At 33.3% G+C, this 18313-nt stretch carries 13 protein-coding genes and 1 other RNA gene; 10 read left to right on the top strand and 4 right to left on the bottom strand.

The genetic code is table 11. The features are described 5' to 3' along the window. The first annotated feature begins 10 nt into the window (after positions 1–10). Positions 11–466: a hypothetical protein gene (locus tag ACODSB_RS11755; protein WP_053471803.1), complete on the top strand. Its 456-nt coding sequence runs from the start codon at positions 11–13 to the stop codon at positions 464–466. A gap of 74 nt (positions 467–540) precedes the next feature. On the opposite strand, the gene ACODSB_RS11750 is transcribed toward ACODSB_RS11755, so the two are convergent. Beyond that, a complete protein-coding gene (locus tag ACODSB_RS11750; RefSeq protein WP_488937184.1) occupies positions 541–1602 on the bottom strand; it encodes a WD40/YVTN/BNR-like repeat-containing protein in 1062 nt (353 codons plus the stop codon). 238 nt (positions 1603–1840) lie between these two features. Between ACODSB_RS11750 and ACODSB_RS11745 the strand changes: the two genes are divergently transcribed. From ACODSB_RS11745 to ACODSB_RS11735, 3 genes are all read left to right on the top strand, one after another. Beyond that, positions 1841–3148: a hypothetical protein gene (locus ACODSB_RS11745; RefSeq protein ID WP_488937183.1), complete on the top strand. Its 1308-nt coding sequence runs from the start codon at positions 1841–1843 to the stop codon at positions 3146–3148. A gap of 132 nt (positions 3149–3280) precedes the next feature. Beyond that, positions 3281–5260, top strand: a complete 1980-nt coding sequence (locus ACODSB_RS11740; protein ID WP_053471806.1) for a KUP/HAK/KT family potassium transporter — start codon at positions 3281–3283, stop codon at positions 5258–5260. Positions 5261–5409: 149 nt separating this feature from the next. Then, positions 5410–6627, top strand: coding sequence for an RsmB/NOP family class I SAM-dependent RNA methyltransferase (locus ACODSB_RS11735; RefSeq protein ID WP_488937182.1), 1218 nt, complete (start codon positions 5410–5412; stop codon positions 6625–6627). Positions 6628–7054: 427 nt separating this feature from the next. Here the strand turns inward: ACODSB_RS11735 and ACODSB_RS11730 are convergent, their stop codons facing one another. Beyond that, on the bottom strand, positions 7055–8095 hold the full coding sequence (locus ACODSB_RS11730; RefSeq protein ID WP_488937181.1) for an AMP-binding protein: 1041 nt from the start codon (positions 8093–8095) through the stop codon (positions 7055–7057). Between the two features lie 7 nt (positions 8096–8102). Continuing rightward, a complete protein-coding gene (locus ACODSB_RS11725) occupies positions 8103–9056 on the bottom strand; it encodes a CPBP family intramembrane glutamic endopeptidase (protein WP_488937180.1) in 954 nt (317 codons plus the stop codon). A gap of 114 nt (positions 9057–9170) precedes the next feature. Here ACODSB_RS11725 and arsC point away from each other — a divergent pair, with 114 nt between their 5' ends. From arsC to fumC, 3 genes are all read left to right on the top strand, one after another. After that, the gene (gene arsC, locus ACODSB_RS11720) at positions 9171–9515 is read left to right on the top strand and encodes an arsenate reductase (glutaredoxin) (RefSeq protein ID WP_488937179.1); all 345 of its coding nucleotides are present in this window, start codon (positions 9171–9173) and stop codon (positions 9513–9515) included. 92 nt (positions 9516–9607) lie between these two features. Continuing rightward, positions 9608–12121, top strand: coding sequence for a TonB-dependent receptor (locus tag ACODSB_RS11715; RefSeq protein ID WP_488937178.1), 2514 nt, complete (start codon positions 9608–9610; stop codon positions 12119–12121). 764 nt (positions 12122–12885) lie between these two features. Beyond that, the gene (gene fumC / locus ACODSB_RS11710) at positions 12886–14271 is read left to right on the top strand and encodes a class II fumarate hydratase (RefSeq protein WP_488937177.1); all 1386 of its coding nucleotides are present in this window, start codon (positions 12886–12888) and stop codon (positions 14269–14271) included. A gap of 121 nt (positions 14272–14392) precedes the next feature. On the opposite strand, the gene ACODSB_RS11705 is transcribed toward fumC, so the two are convergent. Continuing rightward, positions 14393–15595: an NAD(P)-dependent oxidoreductase gene (locus ACODSB_RS11705; protein WP_488937176.1), complete on the bottom strand. Its 1203-nt coding sequence runs from the start codon at positions 15593–15595 to the stop codon at positions 14393–14395. Positions 15596–15836: 241 nt separating this feature from the next. Between ACODSB_RS11705 and ACODSB_RS11700 the strand changes: the two genes are divergently transcribed. The 3 genes from ACODSB_RS11700 to ACODSB_RS11690 all read left to right on the top strand — a co-directional run bounded on the left by ACODSB_RS11700 (position 15837) and on the right by ACODSB_RS11690 (position 18275). Beyond that, a complete protein-coding gene (locus tag ACODSB_RS11700) occupies positions 15837–17039 on the top strand; it encodes a serine hydrolase domain-containing protein (RefSeq protein WP_053471814.1) in 1203 nt (400 codons plus the stop codon). A gap of 142 nt (positions 17040–17181) precedes the next feature. Further along, positions 17182–17579, top strand: a transfer-messenger RNA (tmRNA) gene (ssrA, locus tag ACODSB_RS11695). A gap of 189 nt (positions 17580–17768) precedes the next feature. After that, positions 17769–18275 carry an AAA family ATPase gene (locus ACODSB_RS11690; protein WP_488937175.1) on the top strand — a complete coding sequence of 169 codons (507 nt, stop codon included), beginning with the start codon at positions 17769–17771 and terminating at the stop codon, positions 18273–18275. The last annotated feature ends 38 nt before the right edge of the window (positions 18276–18313 follow it).

Here is an 18313-nt window from a genome sequence, read left to right as displayed (position 1 = left end):
TTATACAAATATGAAAATCAAAAATATATTAGCATTACTTCTGTTTTTAGTTACTTTTTCATTTTATGCCCAAAATGATAAAACAGATGAAAAACGTGAAAAAATTAAAGCTTTTAAAGTTTCGTTTTTGACTACAGAATTGGAGCTTACACCAACAGAAGCAGAGAAATTTTGGCCAATTTACAATGCATATGATGACAAACAATTTGAATTGCGTCATGATAAAATGAAAACGTACCTGAAAAAACTGGACGATGACAATATAAATTCAATTTCAGAAAAAGAAGCTACTACGCTATTATCTCAAATTGAATGCACGGATAAAGAATTATATCTTTTACGTGAAAAGTTTATGACAAATATAAAAAAGGTATTGCCGGCAAAAAAAATATTAAAGCTTAAAAAATCTGAAGATGATTTTAACCGAAAATTATTAAAACAATATCGGGATAAAGCAGGAAAATAAATTCCTTTAAAGAAACAACAGTGATAAGAACCCTATATAATAATACTTACTTTATTATTTAGGGTTCTTGTTTTTTATTTAAAGTTTAAACGAACTACTTTGTTATAACCTGCAGCAATTGCAGTATTTCTGTTAACGAAACGAATGGTAAAAAGTTTAGAATCTGTAGACAATTGTGTCCAGTTTTCGCCTCCGTTTTGAGAATATTGAATTCCTTCAGAACCAACACAGATAATTTCTTTACCATTTCCACCCGGAACATATTGTATGCACGAAGCATATCCAAACCCTAGATCCTGACCAATTAATTCCCATGTTTTTCCGCCATCTTTGGTAAAAGCTTTATTGCCTGTTTTTTTATTTGGAAGATCATAATCACCGCCTGCAATAAAACCATGTTTTGAATCATAAAAATCGGCGGTGTAAATACCTGTCATAGCTTTTCCCTGAACAATAGGAGTTTCTACAACTTTCCATGTTTTTGCTTTATCTGGAGAATAAAATACACGAGCCTTTTTTCCACCAGAAACCAGCCAGGTATCATCTCCTTTTACAACTATATTAGTATTACTTGCTGCAAAAGCGGCTTCTCCGGTTGCATTTGTAGGCAATTTATCAGACAATAATTTTGTCCACGTTTCTCCTCCGTCACGAGTTACAATTACAGAAAAAGTATCTTCTGTAGGATCTCCAATAGCAATTCCTTCTTTATCATTCCAAAACTGCATACTGTCATAAAAAACCTTTGCGTTAACTTCTTTATACACTAACTTAACTTTATGGTCTTTTTTAGAAACTGAATAAAGCAAAGCCGGATTAGAAACACTTAACAAAAAGATGTTTTTTGAGTTTTGTGCAATACTTCTAAACTCTAATTTTAACGTATCACGATAAATATGTTCTTCAAATTTTTCTTTTTTAGTTAAATCGTAATAACCAAAACGTGAGTTATCTCCTCCATACCAAACTTTATCTTTATCAATTAAGATTGCTCGTATGCTAATTTTATCCTGAAATAATGTATCGATTTTTACTGATATAAAACCACTATTATAAGCTTTTTTACTGCTGATATTAAGCGTTCTAAAAGACATTAATAAAATAAAAACACCAAAAAATAAAATTAGTTTTTTCATAAAAATTAAGATTTGTTCAATGCTAAAATACAATTATTTCTAACATCTCAAATATGTTTTGTTTATTTTCAGAAAATAATAATTTCCTGTATTTTTTGTTCAATCAAAATCCAATTACAATTCAACAAAAACATAACAAACTACAAACGTGCTATTTACAAACCAAAAACCTCTAACATTAATTTGTGGCACAGTAATTGGATATCTACTATCACAAATAATTTAATATGATTTAGTCATGAAAACGAAATTACTTTTAATAGCGGTTGTAGCATTAGTTTTTGGTTCATGTGCGGCACAAAACCAAACTACTGTTTACGCAAAAAACTCAGATATAAGTGATAATTTAGATTTAAGAGCAGTTGCTTCAATGTTTGGAGAATCTGCTAATCTTCAGGATTTTGAAAGAAGATTAAATGATCCTAAATATCAAATATCAAACCTTGACCTAAATGGCGATGACGAGGTTGATTATTTACGTGTAATTGAATCTGTAGAAGACAGAACTCACGTTGTAATTATTCAGGCCGTTTTAGATCGCGATGTTTATCAGGATGTGGCTACGATTGATGTTGAAAGAGATAATTATAATAAAGTAAGCGTTCAGGTTGTAGGTAATACTTATTTATATGGTGACAACTATATTTATGAGCCGGTTTATAGTGTAGCTCCGGTAATTTATACTTCATTTTGGGTTACTAATTACAGACCATACTACTCTACCTGGTATTGGGGTTACTACCCAACTTATTATGCTGCGTGGAGACCTTACCCTGTATACAGATACAGAAATAATGTAAATGTATGTATTAATGTTCACAACAATTACAATTATGTAACTACAAGAAGAAGTTACAGAGCTCCGGTTCTTTACGAATCAAGACGTACTTATGGTTATGAAAGAATGAGACCAAACAATAGTTTTGCTCAGAGACATGCTAATGTAAGCAATAGATATGATTTAGATCAAAGAAGAGTTGCAAGCAGAGAAGCTAACAGATCTCAAAACAATTATGGTTCTAACAGATCAAACACAGGAAGAGTAACTTCTACTGAAAATAGAAATACAAACAGAGATTACAACAACAGCAGAAATAATTCTGACAGAAGTTACACAAATCGTGCAGCAGCCAACAGAGATAATGCCGGGACTGTAAATACTCCTGTAAGAACTGATAATATTCCGAGAACAGAGCCAAGAGCTGATTATAACAGAAACAACTCAACAGCAACTGCTCCAAGAGGAAACTCAGAAAATAGAAATTATTCTAACAGAACTTCTTCACAAACAAATGAAGCGCCTAGTAGAAGCTATTCTGAAAACAGAGCAAGCAGACCAGCTCAAACTCAATCTGCTCCTGTTCAAAGAACTGAAGCTCCAAGAAGCTACGAAAACAGATCAAGCTCTCAAAGCAATTCAAATGCTTCAAGACCGCAAAGTGCTCCACAACGTTCTGAATCACCAAGAATGAGTCAGGAATCAAGAGGCAGCCAACCGCAGAGAGAAAGCAGTTCAAGCTCTAGAGGCGGCGGAAGAAGAGGTTAAGAATATCTCAATTTATATCAAAAATTAAAAGCACAATTTGGGGATTGTGCTTTTTTTTATCTTTTTAATTATAATAGCGGCTAATTTGTTTTAAAAGAGTAAATTTGCAACCGTCTTTTATTAAAAATATACATGAGCGCATCGCATAAAAACTTACATAGTAAGTTGTCTATAGGGGGTTTATTGATAACATTGGGGATTATTTATGGAGACATTGGAACGTCTCCTTTGTATGTAATGAAAGCTATTCTTGGCGATCATACCATAAATGCTGATATTGTACTGGGAGGTATTTCCTGTGTTTTTTGGACTCTTACTTTACAAACTACAATAAAGTACGTACTAATTACTTTAAGTGCCGATAATCATGGTGAAGGTGGAATTTTCGCATTATATGCTTTAGTCAAAAAGACAAAAATTCAGTGGCTCATTGTGCCCGCCATTATTGGAGGAAGTGCCTTGCTTGCCGATGGTATTATAACACCGCCCATCTCGATTTCGTCTGCAGTTGAAGGTATTAGGGCATTCTACCCTACAATGGAAACAAAGACCATTATTTCTATTGTAATCACTATTCTTTTCATCTTATTTACCATACAACAGTTTGGAACTAAGTTAGTTGGTAAGTTTTTCGCACCAATGATGCTGATTTGGTTTGCTATGCTTGGAACTCTTGGTTTTATACAAATTATCCATTTCCCGGAAGTTATTAAAGCTATAAATCCTTATTATGCTTACCATTTACTTTCTGTTCATCCTGACGGCTTTTTTGTTCTTGGATTTGTATTTTTATGTACAACAGGAGCCGAAGCTTTGTACTCAGATATGGGACACTGCGGTAGAAAAAACATTAGAATCAGCTGGATATTTGTAAAAACTACTTTAGTATTAAATTACTTTGGTCAGGCTGCTTATTTAATTCATCATGAAGGAAGTACATTACAGCAATTAGGAGGAGAAAATGGGAATCCGTTTTATCTGATTATGCCACATTGGTTTTTACCATTTGGAATTGTAGTGGCAACTTTAGCTGCCGTAATTGCATCTCAGGCACTTATCAGCGGATCATTTACTTTGATAAATGAAGCAATGCGTTTGAATTTCTGGCCGAAAGTAAAAATCAAATACCCTACAGAAGTTAAAGGACAATTGTATATTCCGTCAATCAACTGGTTATTGTTTTTTGGTTGTGTTGGAATTGTATTACACTTCGAAAAATCAGGAAATATGGAACATGCATATGGTTTAGCGATCATTTTATGTATGATTATGACAACCATTTTGCTGAATTATTATTTAATTATGAAGCGTGTGAAATTGTATTTCATGGTTCCGCTTATCACAATTTATTTATTGATCGAATTTAGTTTCCTGATCGCGAACATTACAAAATTTGCCGAAGGAGGTTATGTAACTTTAATCATTGCAACACTTCTTATTTCGATAATGACAATTTGGTATTTAGCTAAGAAAATCAACAAAAGCTATACTAAAATCATCAAAATTGAGGATTATAAAAAAGTATTAGTAGAATTAAGCCAAGACTTATCGATTCCAAAATACGCAACACACCTAGTTTATATGACAAACGCGAACCGTGTTGATGAGCTGGAGGAAAAAGTAATTTATTCGATTTTACAAAAACGTCCAAAAAGAGCTGATATTTACTGGTTTGTACACGTAAATATTTTGACTGAACCTTATAAAACACAATATAAAGTTACCGAAATCGCGAAAGACGATATTTACAGAATCGATTTTAACTTAGGATTTAGAGAGCCTACAAAAATCAATTTAATGTTTAGAGAAGTAATTCGTGACATGGTAAAACGCGGAGAAGTTGATATCACCAGCCGTTACGAATCATTAAACAAAAACAATATTATTGGTGACTTTAAATTTGTATTGTCTGAGAAATTCTTATCAAATGACAATGATTTAAGATGGCACGAAAATATTATCATGAACTCTTATTTCTTTATTAAGAAACTGAGTTTATCTGAAGAAAGAGCTTTTGGATTAGACAGCAGCTCGGTAAAAGTAGAAAAATTCCCGATGGTGCTTCACGCTCCGGAAAATATCGGATTGACAAGAATAACTGCAAAAGAATAATCTGCTTGCAGAAATCTCTTCAGAAAAACACTCTTTTAAAACTTTATCAGAGTGTTTTTCTCTTTTAAAAAGGAAAGCTAAATAACAATCATAATTAAAAATTTAACTTTCAATCAATTAATAGTACCTTTGCAACTCAAATAATTAAAATGAGATTACACAGAAATTTAGTTTATACTACCATCGACTCTTTGAACGCAATTTTCAATGAAGGAGAATATGCAGATAAAGTGGTAGCAAGAGCATTAAAAAAAGACAAACGTTGGGGAAGTTCTGACAGGAAGTTTGTTGCTGAAACGATATATGAAATTGTTCGCTGGAAACGTTTATATGCAGAAATTGCAGAAGTAAAAGAACCTTTCGACAGAGACAATTTATGGAGAATGTTTGCGGTTTGGGCAGTTTTAAGAGGATATCCTATTCCGGATTGGAGACAATTAGAAGGAACTCCTGAAAGAAAAATAAAAGGACGTTTTGACGAACTTTCAAAAGTTAGAGCTTTAAAAGAATCTATCCCAGACTGGATGGACGAATTAGGCGTTAAAGAACTTGGCGAAAAAGTATGGGCAAAAGAAATTGCTGCTCAAAACCAGCCTGCTAAAGTTATTTTAAGAACCAATACCCTTAAAGGAACTAAAGAAAACCTGAGAAACACCTTGATGGATTTAAATATTGAAACTGAATATTTAAAAGATCAGCCTGAGGCTTTAGTTTTAAAAGAAAGAGCAAACGTATTTTTAACAGATGCTTTTAAACAAGGACTTTTTGAGGTTCAGGATGCTAACTCACAATTAGTTGCCGGTTTCCTTGATGTTAAACCTGGAATGCGTGTTGTTGATACGTGCGCCGGAGCGGGTGGAAAAACATTGCATATTGCTTCTTTAATGGAAAACAAAGGGCAATTGATTGCAATGGATTTGTACGAAAGCAAACTAAAACAATTGAAATTAAGAGCCAAAAGAAATGGTGCTTTTAATATTGAATACCGCATTATTGACACTACAAAAGTGATCAAAAAACTGCATGAAAAAGCAGATCGTGTTTTAATTGACGCACCTTGCAGCGGTTTAGGAGTTTTAAAAAGAAACCCGGATTCTAAATGGAAATTACAGCCTGAATTTATCGATAACATTCGTAAAGTTCAAAGCGAGGTTTTAGAAAGTTATTCTAAAATTGTAAAACCAGGAGGGAAATTAGTTTACGCAACTTGTTCTGTTTTACCATCAGAAAATCAGGAACAAGTAGAGAAATTCTTAAAAACAGAGATCGGAAAAGAATTTACGTTTATTCAGGATCGTAAAATACTGGCTTCAGAATCTGGTTTTGATGGATTTTATATGGCTTTATTAGAGCGTAAAACAAAATAAAAATTTAATATTTTAAATTCTAATATCTTAAATTCCAAATTCCAACATAAAAATTGGAATTTGGAATTTTTATTTTGGGATATTTTACTGCCATAATTTGTTTAGTCCCTACGGGACATTTTTATGGGTCGTCTTTATTTTTCTACCGACATGTAACTCCTAACGGAGTTTTTTTCTCATAGAATATTTTTTTTCTGTTGCTTATTTTTTTATATACCCCTATTCCTAATATAGTTTCTCTTAAGAATGTAATACCTTAAAATACTCCACACTCTTTTAGAATATCTCGTAGAGATTAAATATCGGTAAAAACATAGAAAGACGCCGTCAACATTTGTCCCGTAGGGACTTAACATTCCACAAAAAAAATCCCAAATCCCAATATAAAAATTGGAATTTGGAATTTAAAATATTGGAATTTCCTAATCTATCTTAAACTCGACTTACGCAATAACTTTCCGTTTTCGTTTTCCTTAAATTTCGGAACAAAAACAATTTCTTTTGGTCTTTCAAATTTTCCTAAAACATCAAAAAAGTCAGCAGAGAAATCATATTTTTCACCTTCTATAACTAAAATTAGTTTTTCACCTAAAACAGTATCGGGAACACCCGTTACAAAAAAACGATTACTAATTCTGCCGATTAACTTCGCTTCAATCTGCTCTGGAATCAGTTTCACTCCTCCACTATTAATTACATTATCGATTCTTCCCAAAAATACAAACTGATTTTCATTTACTAAATCAACTAAATCATTAGTAACAATTGGCTCTTCAGAAATAGAGGAAACATAAATTACCAGACAGCCGCGATCGTCTTTTTCAATTTTTACATTTGGTAAAATTGTAAAAGCGGTTTCTCCTACTCTTTTAGCTGCAATATGCGTTATCGTTTCGGTCATTCCGTACGTTTCGTAAATCTCTGTTTTAAAAGGCAGAAGTTTCTCTATAAGGTCGCTGTCTGTTTTTGCTCCGCCAATAATTAACTTTTTTATATTACTTAATTTTTCAAGCGAATTTTGAACCTGTAAAGGAACCATCGCAGCAAAATCGTATTTTTTATTATTATAAGCCAAAGGTTCTGTACTTGGAACTACAACATCCAGTTCTAATCCTAAAATCAAACTGCGAACCAGCATCATTTTACCCGCAATAAACTGAGTTGGCAGACAAAGCAAAGCTTTATTTCCCGGTTCTAAGCCAAAGAAATCTCCCGTTGCTAATGCCGACTGAATCATAGCTTGTTTTTCTAATCTAACTAACTTAGGAAGTCCGGTAGTTCCAGAAGTGGTCATTTCGATATAATCCTTGTGATCAAACCAATCCAGAAAAAATTCTCCAATGGCGCGTTCGTAAACATCGCCTTCTTTGATAAAACTATATCCAATGCGGCATAAATCTGCAGCGTTTAGATGGTATCCATCAAGTTTAAAATAATTATGTACATTTTTATGTGTTAAGTTTGGCATGATCCTGTTAGTTTAAATTTAAAAATTCTGAAACCTCATTATTTGATTCATCGATTTTACCCGTTAATTTCTCTTTCCAATTCGTCCATTTATACTTTTTACTAAAAATAAAAAGCAAAATAGGATACACAATCACAACCGGCAAAATAACATCTGCCCCAGCAGAAGGATCTGACATATCTTTAAAAATAGAATGCGTTTGAAAAACCGACCAATCTGAAGTTACCAATAAAGCCCCAATAAGATTATTTGCAGCATGAAAGCCCAAAGCCAGTTCCATTCCGTCATCCATTAAAGTTATAACCCCGAGAAATAAACCTGTTCCTATATAATAAACCATGATAATATATCCCATCTTGGTCACTTCGGGATTAAGAATGTGCATGGAACCAAATATCAGTGAAGTCATCATTAATGGAAACCATCTGTTTTTGGCCAGATTAGCAAAGCCCTGCATTAAATATCCTCTAAAAACATATTCTTCTGTACTGGTTTGAATGGGAATTAAAATTGTTCCTACAACCACTAAAATCAAAAAAGGAACTAATTTAAAATTCCAGACAAATTTTTCCGGAGATTGAAAATAAAGTACCAAAAAGCTGATTACAGAAAATATTGCCCAAAGAAGGAAAGAAAATAAAATCCTGTTCCAGTCTACTTTTTTTCTTCCCGTTGTTACCGATAAAAGTGTTTGATGGTGCATATATTTTATCACAAAATATATTCCTGCAAAAGCAAAAACAAATGAAAGCATTACTAAAAATAAGGTAAGATTGGGCTCAAACATTTTTAAAGCCGAATCATTATCGGTCGGGAAAGCGGCGTGCTCTTTAAAACTTTTATAAAGAACTGCAATAGAAAAAGGAATTTGACCTACAAATGAAGCTGTGATAATAAAAACAGATCCTAAAAGATATTTCCAAAAATGATTTTCAGGTTTAACTCCTTGCTCTAAAAACATATATTTAAAATTTTTGAAATGAGAATTCGATTTAAATAGGAAATCCTATTTTTGTTGTACTAAATAGAACTCTTTTTGAGAGATTTTATTCTAGCAGACTTTAAATATAAGAAAATGATACAAATTTACCATAATCCACGCTGTGGAAAATCAAGAAGCTGTTTGGCTTTTATTGAAGATACCAAACAAGAATATGAGATAATTCCTTATTTAACAGATACTCCGAGTTTTGAGGACCTAAAAAAACTTCTTAAAGAATTAAATATTCAGCCCAATGAATTGGTTCGAACCAAAGAAAAAATCTGGATTGAAAACTACAAAGGAAAAGATTTGAGCGATGACCAAATTATTCAGGCAATGGCAGATAACCTAATTTTAATTGAAAGACCTATTGTTGTAAAGGACGGAAAAGCTATTATTGGAAGGGATTTAGACAAAGTTGCCTCTTTTTTAGACTGATTATAAAATAATCAATTAACATTTTTTTGTGATCTTGCTTTTTAAACCAAAAGGTACATTTGCTGTCTAAGAAGAAAAGAAACCAGAAAAAAATGAAACAAATCAATTTTGTTGTAATGCTCGTGATGCTTTTTACAGGCTTTTACAACTATGCGCAACAAGGACCACAAGCAAGAAATAAAGTAAAAGTTACCGGAAAAGTTTTCGAAAAAGTAAGCAAGCAGCCGCTTGAGTATGCTACAATTTCGATTATGGCACCAAATGACACAAAAGTTATTGCCGGCGGGATAACCAATCCTAAAGGTGAATTTGAAGTAGCTGTTGCTCCGGGAACTTACGATATAAAAGTAGAATTCATTTCGTTTAAATCGACTGAAATTAAACAAAAAAGTATCCAGGAAGACACCAATTTAGGTGTTGTAAATTTATCTGAAGATGCTGCACAATTAAACGAAGTTGTGGTTCGTGCCGAAAAATCATCTGTAGAAATTAAACTGGATAAAAAAGTTTATAATGTTGGTCAGGACATGATGGTAAAAGGAGGAACTGTAAGCGACGTTTTAGATAATGTCCCATCTGTTTCTGTTGATACCGAAGGAAATGTAAGTTTAAGAGGAAGTGACAATATCCGAATTTTAATTGACAGAAGACCTTCAAACGCTATAAATGTTGCAGAAGCTTTACGTCAGCTTCCTGCAGATGCCATTGATAAAGTAGAAGTTATTACCAATCCATCAGCACGTTATGATGCCGAAGGTGGATCAGGAATCATCAATATTATTCTTAAAAAAGGAAAAAATCAGGGCTTAAATGGAACTTTTATTGCTTCGACAGGACTTCCTGAAACGTATGGTTTAAGCGGAAATTTAAATTACAAAACAGAGAAATTAAACTATTTCACCACTCTTGGTTACAACCGCAGAACAAGTGAAGGTGCAGGTTTAACTAATACAGAATATTTAAATGCTGACGGAACTCCAAAAGGATTTCTTGATGAAGATCGTGATACTAAAAGAACTTCTGACGGATTTAACGGAAGAGCTGGTATAGAATGGACAGTTGCTCCAAACACATTCTGGACAAATGCCATTAATTATCAAAAGAGTTCTGGTGACACAAGAGACTATATCACTTATAGTAATTTTGGCGCAGCGCATGATTTTACTGGTAATTCATACCGTTTAAATGATGGTGTTACCGGAAGTGAAAACGTAGAATATACCTCAAACTTAATCAAAAATTTCAACGATAAAGGACATAAACTTACTGCCGATTTATCGATTTCAAGAAATACAGACGATAGTAATAGTACTATTACAGCATCTCCAAATTTCAATAATACCTTGAACGATCAGGTTCAGAAACAAGTACAATTACAAGCAGATTATGTATTACCATTAGGTAAAGGAAGCCAGTTTGAAGCCGGATATAAAGGAAGTTTTGGTGATTTGAACAACGAATATGTAATAACCGACAATCAGGGTAACCCAGATCCAAAATTATCAAATACTTTAGAATACAAGGAAAACATAAACGCAATTTACACGCAATACGGTTTCAAAGTTAATAAGTTCTCTTATTTATTTGGATTACGTTGGGAAGACACTAATATTCAGGTAAATCTATTAGATAGTAACGATTTCAACACTAAAAAATATAACAACTTGTTTCCAAGTGCTTTTATTAGTTACGAAATTTCAGATCAAAGTAACTTCACAGCAAGTTACAGTAAGCGTTTATCAAGACCTAGAGGACGTTTCATGAATCCTGCGACAAATTATTCGAGTAATGTTAATATTTTTCAGGGGAATCCGGACTTAGATCCATCTTTGACAGACAAATACGATATTGGATACATCAAACGCTGGGAAAAATTAACCTTTAATACTTCGGCATATTTTGAAAACACAAAAGACGTTTTCAGTTTTGTGAGAACCCCTACAGGTGACGTTGTAACTCCTGATGGTGATGTTGTAACTCCTACACCGGATAATCCAGTTGATGGAATTCCGGTTATTTTAAGCCGTCCAATTAACTTAGGAAGAGAGCAAAAATTTGGTTTTGAGTTTACTCTTAATTATACACCATTCAAAGTATGGAGAATCAACAGTAACTTCAACTTTTACAATGTAAAAACTACCGGTGAAAATACTTATATAGACACTAAAGGAAATACAGTTGTACAAGATCTGGATAATCAAGCTAATACATGGTTTGCCAGAATCAACTCAAAATTAACGTTGCCATACAAAATAGACTGGCAGTTAAGTGCTGTTTACAATGGCGAACAAAAAACGGCTCAGGGTAAAAACTTAGGTCAGTTTGGTATGAATACGGCATTTAGTAAAGATGTCTTAAAAGACAAAGCAACAATTGCATTCAATATTAGCGATATTTTCAACTCACGTATCATGAAGTCTGACACCTATCTTCAAAATGATGTCACTCGTGAAAGTCAAAAATCGTATAGCGAAATGCAGTTCCGTAAACGTCAGTTCAATTTATCATTTACATATCGTTTCAACAAACCAAAAAGTGATAGAGACAGAAACGCACAGCCTAAAAATGATGGCGGCGGTGATGGCGGTGGAGATTTCCCTGGATAACATAAGTTAAATTCCAATATTAAAAAATCCCAAATTCCAACTTCACTGGATAAATTCCAAATACTAAAAATCCCAAATTCTAATTGATTGATTCTCATTGGAATTTGGGATTTTTTTATTGAAATTTTATTTTAGTTTTTAGCATAAAAAAGGACTCGTTTTCACGAATCCTTTTATGAAATCAATTCAAATTAAATTGATTGTTCTTCTTGTCTTTTTTTAGCTCTCTTTTCTTTGAACATTTCCCAGCTAGCTCCCGTAACCCAATAAGATACGAAACCAACCAAGAAAAACATTAACCAAAACCCTATAGTTAGTATGGTTAAGAAAAGTAAAAAGCCTAAGTACTGTGAAAATTCAAACATGTTTTCCGGAATTTTTGAATGTTACCACAAATGTAGGCTATATATTTTTCCTCAGCAATAAAATCTAAATCAATTTTCGTGAAATAACATTTATCCGTATATTTATACTCATTTTAAATAAGCTTTCTTTTCGATAAATTATTCAACTATCTAAACTAGAAGAACATGAGTATTTTCAGGAGCTATTTCCCGCTATCCGCTGCAATCTTTTATGTTTTTAAAGAAAAAACATAAAAGGATTTCCGCTACTATCGGGGCTAGAATCCGTATTCAAAAGAAATCTTAAACACCAAAATAAAAAATCCGTTTCAATCCGCGTCTTTACGAAGTAAATCAGCGTTATCAGCGTTCCATTTACCCAAACAAAATACAATATTACAAACAACATATTTACACAAAATGAAATACAGAATAGAAAAAGACACCATGGGCGAAGTTCAGGTCCCAGCCGATAAATATTGGGGTGCTCAAACAGAACGTTCAAGAAATAATTTCAAAATTGGAAACTCCGCTTCGATGCCGCAGGAAATCATCGAAGGATTTGCTTATCTAAAAAAAGCGGCTGCTTACGCCAACTTTGATCTGGGAGTTTTACCAATAGAAAAAAGAGACGCAATCGCTGCCGTTTGTGACGAAATTCTGGAAGGAAAATTAGATGATCAATTTCCACTTGTAATTTGGCAGACAGGTTCAGGAACACAAAGTAACATGAACGTAAATGAAGTAATTGCTAACCGCGCCCAAGTTTTAAAAGGTTTTGAAATTGGCGAAGGCGAACAATTTATAAAAGCAAATGATGATGTAAATAAATCTCAATCATCAAATGATACTTTCCCAACCGGAATGCATATTGCAGCTTACAAAATGGTGGTTGAAACCACAATTCCGGGAGTTGAAAAACTGCACGCAACTTTGGTAAAAAAAGCAAATGAATTTAAGGATGTTGTAAAAATTGGCCGTACGCATTTAATGGACGCAACGCCTTTAACTCTTGGACAAGAAATTTCAGGTTACGCAGCGCAATTAGCTTTTGGATTAAAAGCGCTTAAAAACACCTTAGCTCATTTATCTGAAATTGCTTTGGGAGGAACTGCAGTTGGAACAGGATTAAATACTCCAAAAGGTTACGACGTAAAAGTTGCCGAATATATCGCTCAATTTACCAAACATCCTTTTATTACTGCCGAAAACAAATTTGAAGCTTTGGCTGCGCACGACGCCATTGTTGAAACTCACGGTGCTTTAAAACAATTGGCTGTTTCCTTAAATAAAATTGCCAATGATGTTAGAATGTTAGCTTCTGGCCCACGTTCAGGAATTGGAGAAATTCATATTCCGGAAAATGAACCGGGATCTTCTATTATGCCCGGAAAAGTAAATCCGACACAATGTGAAGCTTTAACAATGGTTTGCGCTCAGGTTATTGGAAACGATATGGCAATCGCAGTTGGCGGAATGCAGGGACATTATGAATTGAATGTTTTTAAGCCTGTTATGGCTGCAAACTTTCTTCAATCGGCACGTTTGCTTGGAGATGCTTGTGTTTCTTTTGACGAACATTGCGCACAAGGAATCGAACCAAATCATAAACGTATTAAAGAATTGGTAGATAATTCTCTGATGCTTGTAACCGCTTTAAACACAAAAATTGGTTATTACAAAGCTGCCGAAATTGCTCAAACCGCTCACAAAAACGGGACGACGCTAAAAGAAGAAGCAGTTCGTTTAGGCTACGTTTCTGCTGAAGATTTTGACGCTTGGGTAAAACCCGAAGAAATGGTTTAATTTAATGGTGAATTGTTAATGGTGAATTATAAATTATTTGACCGACTATAATAAAAAAAGAGCTTTCTAAATTTAGAAAGCTCTTTTAATTAATTAACAATTTATAATTAACAATTCACAATTATTTACCGTCTACATAATCTTGTAAATAGCTGAATCTTTCTGTAAGTTTTCCTTTTTCGGTGATTTTTGCGCGTTTTAAAATTCCATCTTTATCTCCATTGAAAAAAGCCGGGATTACATGTTCCATAAATTGTTCTCCAAAACCTTCGCTGGCATCTTTTGGGATTTCACATGGAAGATTATCAACCGCCATAACCACAACTGCCGCCGGATGAAAAACATCTACTTCTTTATCTTCTAAAGGAAAATAACCATAAATAGGTTCAGCAATTGTCGAAGAACGAAGCGTACTTGCAATTGGCCCGTTTACATCGCAGGAAATATCTGCTACCACTTTTAATTTACAGTCGCTTGCGTTTAACATTTCTCTGGTCAAAATCATTGGAGCATTACTTGCATAAAAATGACCTGCAAAATAGATATCTGAAACTTTCGTGAATTTTTCAAAATCAGAAGTATAAGCTTCAGGATTTTCGACAAAATCATTAAAATCTAAAACCTGACCATCAATACGTTTGTTATATTCTAAAACATCTAACTGAACATAAACTGCCTGCGCATATTTTTTAGTCAGATAATTGTCTACCGTGATTTCTTTTATTTTAATAGCATCCAAAATTTCTTTTGCCCCGCTCCCAACCTTTCCTGTTCCGGTAATGACAAATTTTAAAGCCGGCATTGTAATGCGTTTTAAATGCATAATCAAAGCTTCTTTTCCTGAAAGGGTTTCTGCTTTTGGAAGTTTAAATAATTCGAATTTAATTCCGAAAGCACGGATTCCGTTATATACGCCAACCATTCCGGCATATTTGCCAAAACCAATTAATCGACGATCCAGCGAATCTACAATAGTTTCATGATCGTATAAATCAATTTTTTTTTCTAAAATCGCCTGAAGTAATTTCCTGTTATGTGGCTGCTTTTTTATCGTATGAGAAAAAAAGAAATATGCTTTGTTTGGAATTAAATTGTCAACAGGAACTTCTTTTACACCAAAAAGAACATCACAATCAGAAACATCTTCTGTAACGGTTATTCCCATATTTTTATATTCTGCATCAGAAAAAACTCTAATATCTGAACTTTCTACTTCAACAGAAGCATCATGATAAACTTGTTTTAGTTTTGTCAGCTCATTTGGAGAAAAAACAACTCTTCTGTCTGGTGGGTTTTTTCTTTCTTTTATGATTCCAAATTTCATTTAAATAAATTTAAAGCATTTAATAATATAACTTTTTACATCGTATTTGTTTCAAATATAACAAATATAGTTAAATTTTTGTTTCTAATTTACTATTTAGAATGTTTAAAAACCGTTAGTAGCTGAAAAACAAAGAAATAAAAAAAACAGTTCTTAAAATTATGTTAAAAAGACGTTTTTAAACCATCAAAAACTGAGAATACAACAAAATTGAATTCGATATATTTGTTTTTAAAGAACGATGCAAATGATTTTCCTTAAAAAAACAAAGATACCACAAATACTTTTCTCAGTATTAGTTTTAAGCTCTTGTGGTAATGACAATAAAACAAAAACAGCTACTACTCCTACAGTCGAAGATACATTACCTAAAATGAAGCCGTTAGGTCCTGAAAAGAAAATTTCTCAGGCTTATAAAAATTCAGTAATTGGCAGAATAAATCATTTTTATTATAAAAACTGGCCCAACAACAGCATGAACGGAAGCTTTTTAGTTGCCCGAAATGGTCAGATTATTTATGAAAAATACAATGGTTTTGCCAATAAAAATGAAGGAACTAAAATAACTGCCGAAACTCCTGTGCAAATTGCCTCTGTAAGTAAAGTATTAACGGCAACAGCCATTTTAAAATTGGTGAATGCGGGTAAAATAGATTTAGACCAAAAAGTAAATACAATTTTAAAAACGTTTCCATACGAAGACTGCACAATTAGAATGCTTTTAAGCCATCGCACCGGAATGCGTAATTATGCTTATTTTACAGATCACGATAAATCGGTTTGGGACAGACATAATCAGTTGACCAATAAGGACATTTTAAATCTTTTGGCAACTAAAGATATTGGTTTAGAATCTAAAACCGGAACTCGTTTCAGCTATTGCAATACTAATTATGCAATGCTGGCACTCATCATTGAAAAAATTACCGGCTTGAAATATAAAGAAGCAATGTCTCAAATGATTTTTAAACCTTTAGGGATGACGCATACGTATGTTTTTGACGATGACAAAGACAGAAAAACGATTGTTCCATCATATAAAGGAAATGGTGTAGAAATTGGTTTTGATTATCTGGACAATGTTTACGGAGATAAAAATGTTTTTTCGACAGTCAGAGATCTTTTAAAATTTGACCGCGCCAGACAATCTCCTGATTTCTTGAAACCTGAATTATTAAAACAAGTTTACACGGGTTACAGCAACGAGCGTAAAGGAACTAAAAATTACGGTTTGGGAATTAGAATGATTAATTGGGAAACGGGTCAAAACTATTATTTCCATAATGGCTGGTGGCATGGCAATACCTCATCTTACATTACTTTAATGAAAGAGAATGTGACTATTATTGCGTTGTCTAACAAAATGACAAGAAACACTTATGCCGTTCGTAAATTAGCTCCAATTTTTGGGGATTATCCTTTTAATTTTAAAGACGAAGAATAAAATAGTCATAAATTCGAAAGTCAAAAGTCTTAAAGTCAAATACTTTAAAAACTTTACGTCTTTCGACTTTTGACTTTCGAATTTTTCTGAAAATTTTAGTAGAAAGTAATTTCAAATACTCTAAATTTGCAGACTCATTTTTGGGGTCGACTGGTTTTGACAGCAAGTCGAATTGAACAGTAAGCACGTCGAGCATTGAGACCTTGCTCGTAAATATAAGATCTCAAACTTTTACACGGCGAAAATAATTACGCTTTAGCTGCATAATCCGAATCATAGTAAGATTGCGCCACGTCTCTACAAGGTAGAGAAGCTGGATTCTCCTGGAAAGCCTTGGTTTGTGGCGTTCCGTCAAGGGGAACCGTAAAAATAAACCTAGAAATCCATGAGCTTCGGGTGGGTTTCGAAACTTAAGAAGATAAGTGTTCGGTGGCTGTTTCTGGCCTAGCTTAACATCGAAAATCTAATCAGGAAATAAGCGTGTAGAAAGCTCTTTAGTTGCTTGTTTGGACCCGGGTTCGATTCCCGGCGACTCCACAAAAAAGCCTGTAAACTCTTTGTTTACAGGCTTTTTTCTTTCTAGTTGACAATTTAGTAGACATTTTTACTGTTGATAAATTAACCTTAAATAGTCAGATTATAATCCCAATTTAAGCAAATCAGGTAGTTTTACTCTACATTGTAGAGCTGTAAAGTTATAATTTCGGAATTAAAACTAACTGACCATTTATGAAACTACAAAAACTTATCATTAAAAATTTCCGAGGATTAAAGGGAGAAAATAATATAATTGATTTTTCATCCTCAAATATTATTTTCCTAATAGGGCTAAACAATGTTGGTAAATCTTCCTTTTTGCGTGCGTATGAATTTTTTATTAACTCTGCTCAAAAGGCAAACACATCGGATTTTTATAATTATGACGTTAATATTCCTATTGAAATAGAGGGCGTATTTTTAAAAGATGAAAATGACGATGATGACGACGAATTAGCATTAGCTTCTAAAGGCAAGGGTACAGATCCAGATTGGATTAAAAAATGGGTTGATGAAAATAATTTTATTCGTATAAAAAAAATCTGGACAGAAACTAATACTGCAGATAAATTCACATTTTCTCCTGAAACTAATGAATGGGTGTTAAACGGTTTTGGCGGAATGCCTTCACTATTTCAAAAACATTCTCCAACGCCTATCCTAATTAGCGCAATGGAAACTGTGGATGTGCTAACTTAGCATGGAGTTCTAGTTAAGAACTAAATCTTAACTTTAGA

The sequence above is a fragment of the Flavobacterium sp. FG68 genome (assembly GCF_057808895.1).
Note: the sequence above shows the minus strand (reverse complement) of the source record. Positions and strands in the feature narration are given on the sequence as shown.

What these genes read in the sequence shown, in the direction of transcription:
- ACODSB_RS11750 (WP_488937184.1), bottom strand. Translation starts at nt 1,602, where the DNA reads ATGAAAAAACTAATTTTATTTTTTGGTGTTTTTATTTTATTAATGTCT.
- ACODSB_RS11740 (WP_053471806.1), top strand. Translation starts at nt 3,281, where the DNA reads ATGAGCGCATCGCATAAAAACTTACATAGTAAGTTGTCTATAGGGGGT.
- arsC (WP_488937179.1), top strand. Translation starts at nt 9,171, where the DNA reads ATGATACAAATTTACCATAATCCACGCTGTGGAAAATCAAGAAGCTGT.
- ACODSB_RS11700 (WP_053471814.1), top strand. Translation starts at nt 15,837, where the DNA reads ATGCAAATGATTTTCCTTAAAAAAACAAAGATACCACAAATACTTTTC.
- fumC (WP_488937177.1), top strand. Translation starts at nt 12,886, where the DNA reads ATGAAATACAGAATAGAAAAAGACACCATGGGCGAAGTTCAGGTCCCA.
- ACODSB_RS11755 (WP_053471803.1), top strand. Translation starts at nt 11, where the DNA reads ATGAAAATCAAAAATATATTAGCATTACTTCTGTTTTTAGTTACTTTT.
- ACODSB_RS11690 (WP_488937175.1), top strand. Translation starts at nt 17,769, where the DNA reads ATGAAACTACAAAAACTTATCATTAAAAATTTCCGAGGATTAAAGGGA.
- ACODSB_RS11735 (WP_488937182.1), top strand. Translation starts at nt 5,410, where the DNA reads ATGAGATTACACAGAAATTTAGTTTATACTACCATCGACTCTTTGAAC.
- ACODSB_RS11715 (WP_488937178.1), top strand. Translation starts at nt 9,608, where the DNA reads ATGAAACAAATCAATTTTGTTGTAATGCTCGTGATGCTTTTTACAGGC.
- ACODSB_RS11730 (WP_488937181.1), bottom strand. Translation starts at nt 8,095, where the DNA reads ATGCCAAACTTAACACATAAAAATGTACATAATTATTTTAAACTTGAT.
- ACODSB_RS11705 (WP_488937176.1), bottom strand. Translation starts at nt 15,595, where the DNA reads ATGAAATTTGGAATCATAAAAGAAAGAAAAAACCCACCAGACAGAAGA.
- ACODSB_RS11745 (WP_488937183.1), top strand. Translation starts at nt 1,841, where the DNA reads ATGAAAACGAAATTACTTTTAATAGCGGTTGTAGCATTAGTTTTTGGT.
- ACODSB_RS11725 (WP_488937180.1), bottom strand. Translation starts at nt 9,056, where the DNA reads ATGTTTTTAGAGCAAGGAGTTAAACCTGAAAATCATTTTTGGAAATAT.